The sequence below is a fragment of the Paraburkholderia sp. genome (assembly GCF_026225065.1).
GTDB lineage: Bacteria > Pseudomonadota > Gammaproteobacteria > Burkholderiales > Burkholderiaceae > Paraburkholderia.
In genome coordinates this window covers 1-2917 of sequence record NZ_JAMFSB010000401.1, presented here as the reverse complement: position 1 = coordinate 2917, position 2917 = coordinate 1, and the positions used below count along the sequence as shown (strand labels likewise).

Here is a 2917-nt window from a genome sequence, read left to right as displayed (position 1 = left end):
CGGCGAGATCAGCTTTTCCAGCAGCGCGTGGCCAAAGCAGCGCACCTCGCAACGCGTATCCCATGCTGCGCGATTTGCGACCAGCAACGTACCCCAGTCGAAGCCGCGCAATGCGCCGCTCAGCGCCAGGTCGGCGCACGCGAACAACAGAGCGTTCTCGTCGAACAGGGTCAGCGCGTCCCGCACGCCACCACGCGTCGGACCGACTCCCAGCGAATCTATCGCTGTGGACTGCCGCGTGTTCAGCGCCCCCTTGATCCGTGGGAACGCAAACCAGACCGAAGCGTTGAAAAAATCGTGCAGGTTGTGGCGCGTCGGCACGCAGCCGGTCGAGGCGATATGCGCCTCATAAGCCGCGCCCGGCGGTAGGTCGTCCTGGGCGATGAACGCGAGCCGTTGACCGCGGCCCGTGGTCTGGCCGGACTGCTGCGCGTCGGCATTCATTTCCGCGAGCAGCGCGGCGTAGCTCGTCAACGCCGCCTGCTGCCAGCGCACGCCACGCCCGGCGAACTGGGCGAACCAAGGCAGCGACCAGTCGATATCGGCGAAGCCCGGTTTGCGCGCCTGGGTAGCCGCGTCGGCGCCAGAGCGCGCGGGTGCGGGTGCGGTCACCGCCGTCCCCTACCCCAGCCTTAAACCAGCCGCCAACCAATCGGCTCGCCACCGCGCAACGGCACAACCGGCGTATCGCCAACCTCCAGCTCGGCGGGCAACGTCCATTGCTCGCGGCGCAGCGTGACCTGCTCGCCGGCACGCGGCAAACCGTAGAAGTCCGCGCCAAAAAAGCTCGCAAAGCCTTCCAGCTTATCAAGCGCGCCAACCTGATCGAACGCTTCCGTATAGAGCTCAAGCGCATGCAGCGCCGTATAGCATCCAGCACAGCCACACGCATGTTCCTTCAGCCCCTTCGGATGCGGCGCGCTATCCGTGCCGAGGAAAAAGCGCGGATTGCCCGACGTCGCCGCCTCAACCAGCGCCACGCGATGCGTCTCGCGCTTGAGCACCGGCAGACAGTAGTAATGCGGACGAATACCGCCCTGGAAGATCGCGTTGCGGTTGTACAGCAGATGATGTGCGGTAATCGTCGCACCCAGCAGCCCCGGCGCCGCGCCAGCCTCGCGGATGTAGTCCACCGCGTCTTTCGTCGTGATGTGCTCGAACACCACCTTCAGCGCCGGAAACGCACGGCGCAGCGGCGTCATCACGCGGTCGATAAACACCTTCTCCCGATCGAACAGATCAATCGACGAATCCGTCACTTCGCCATGCACCAGCAGCGGCACGCCGGTTTCCTGCATGACTTCGAGCGTCTTCGCGCACTTCATGATGTCGGTCACGCCCGCATCCGAATTGGTCGTAGCGCCCGCCGGATACAGCTTCACACCATGCACGAAGCCACTTTCACGCGCGCGGCGAATCTCGTCCGGCGGAGTGTTGTCGGTGAGATACAGCGTCATCAGCGGCTCGAACTTCACGCCGGCCGGAATCGCGGCGACGATGCGCTCGCGATAAGCGTGTGCCATCGCCGTGGTCGTGACCGGCGGCTTCAGGTTCGGCATGATGATCGCGCGGCCGAACTGGCGTGCGGTGTGCGGCAGGACCGCTGCCAGCATCGCGCCGTCGCGCACGTGCAGATGCCAGTCGTCGGGACGGGCGAGCGTCAGGGAATCGAGGGAAGCGGAAGAGGCTGAGGAGGCAGTCATGGCGTGAAGTTGACCGACCCGGCGCAGCAGCGTTGATGTGAACAAACCGCAAGTTACGGCCTATACATAGATCAATTTAGCTATTTGACGCGCCAGGCTCGGTGATATGCTTGGAAATCACCATTGTAACGGTTCACCCCGTTAAGACGCTCCGCTTCAGTACTATGTGCCAACTCCTCGGAATGAACTGCGCCGCGCCCACGGACGTTACGTTCTCGTTCACCGGCTTTGCCGCGCGCGGCGGCGTCACCGACCATCACGCGGACGGCTGGGGTATCGCCTTCTTCGAAGACAAGGCTTGCCGCCTCTTCATCGACCATCAATCGTCGGCCACCTCGCCGATCGCCGAGATGGTCAAGCGCTACCCGATCAAATCGAAGAACACCATCGCGCATATTCGCAAAGCGACGCAAGGCCATATCCAGCTGGAGAACTGCCACCCGTTCATGCGCGAACTGTGGGGCCGTCACTGGATCTTCGCGCACAACGGTGACCTGAAGGACCATTCCCCGTTTCTGACCGGTGTGTACCAGCCGGTCGGCACCACTGACAGCGAACTCGCCTTCTGCGCGTTGCTGCAAGGATTGCGTAAGGCATTCCCGAGCACGCAGCCCCCGCTCAATGAACTGTTTGACGCGCTCGGCACGCTCACGCGCGAGATCACACAGTTCGGAGTATTTAACTTTTTGATGTCCAACGGACAGGCATTGTTCGCGCATTGCTCGACCAATCTGCACTACATCGTGCGCCGCTGGCCGTTCTCGACTGCGCATCTGGTCGACGCGGACGTGTCGATCGATTTCGCCAAATACACCACGCCGGAAGACCGCGTTGCGGTCATCGCCACCGCGCCGCTGACCGATAACGAAGTGTGGACCGCGTTCAAGCCTGGCGATCTGCTGATGTTCCAGCACGGCGAAGTCGTGGGCCGCGTGAATGTGCCGGTGCCGCCGTGCGTGCTCGAGAAGCTGCGCAATCCTGCCCTGGATGCGTCGGCTTCGGCAGCGATGGCGACCGCTTCCATCCATCCCACGCCATCGCTCGAGTCCGTCACGCTCGATGTCGAAGCCGCGGACGACGCCGCTGCATTCGAGTCCTGAGACAAGCAGCGCCGTTTAACCGGCGCTCGCTCTCAGTGCAGAATCTTCGCCAGAAAATCCTTCGCCCGATCCGACTTCGGATTGGCAAAGAAGTCCTCCTTGCGATCGTCTTCG

3 protein-coding genes and 1 pseudogene are annotated in these 2917 nt (G+C 62.9%); 1 reads left to right on the top strand and 3 read right to left on the bottom strand.

Annotation, left to right across the window (positions count from 1 at the left end; translation table 11 throughout):
• Together M0954_RS27810 and pyrC are read right to left on the bottom strand one after the other, a co-directional pair.
• A partial coding sequence (locus M0954_RS27810; protein WP_297356710.1) for a DUF3025 domain-containing protein occupies positions 1-612 on the bottom strand: 612 nt, incomplete at its 3' end.
• 20 nt (positions 613-632) lie between these two features.
• On the bottom strand, positions 633-1703 hold the full coding sequence (gene pyrC / locus M0954_RS27805; protein ID WP_297356708.1) for a dihydroorotase: 1071 nt from the start codon (positions 1701-1703) through the stop codon (positions 633-635).
• 164 nt (positions 1704-1867) lie between these two features.
• On the opposite strand from pyrC, the gene M0954_RS27800 reads away from it, so the two are divergent.
• Positions 1868-2803 carry a class II glutamine amidotransferase gene (locus tag M0954_RS27800; RefSeq protein ID WP_122152523.1) on the top strand — a complete coding sequence of 312 codons (936 nt, stop codon included), beginning with the start codon at positions 1868-1870 and terminating at the stop codon, positions 2801-2803.
• Between the two features lie 32 nt (positions 2804-2835).
• Here the strand turns inward: M0954_RS27800 and M0954_RS27795 are convergent.
• Positions 2836-2917 (bottom strand): annotated as a pseudogene (locus tag M0954_RS27795) (amino acid ABC transporter ATP-binding protein); the annotation flags it as partial.

Coding starts and splice junctions, on each gene's coding strand:
- pyrC (WP_297356708.1), bottom strand. CDS start 1,703: ATGACTGCCTCCTCAGCCTCTTCCGCTTCCCTCGATTCCCTGACGCTC.
- M0954_RS27800 (WP_122152523.1), top strand. CDS start 1,868: ATGTGCCAACTCCTCGGAATGAACTGCGCCGCGCCCACGGACGTTACG.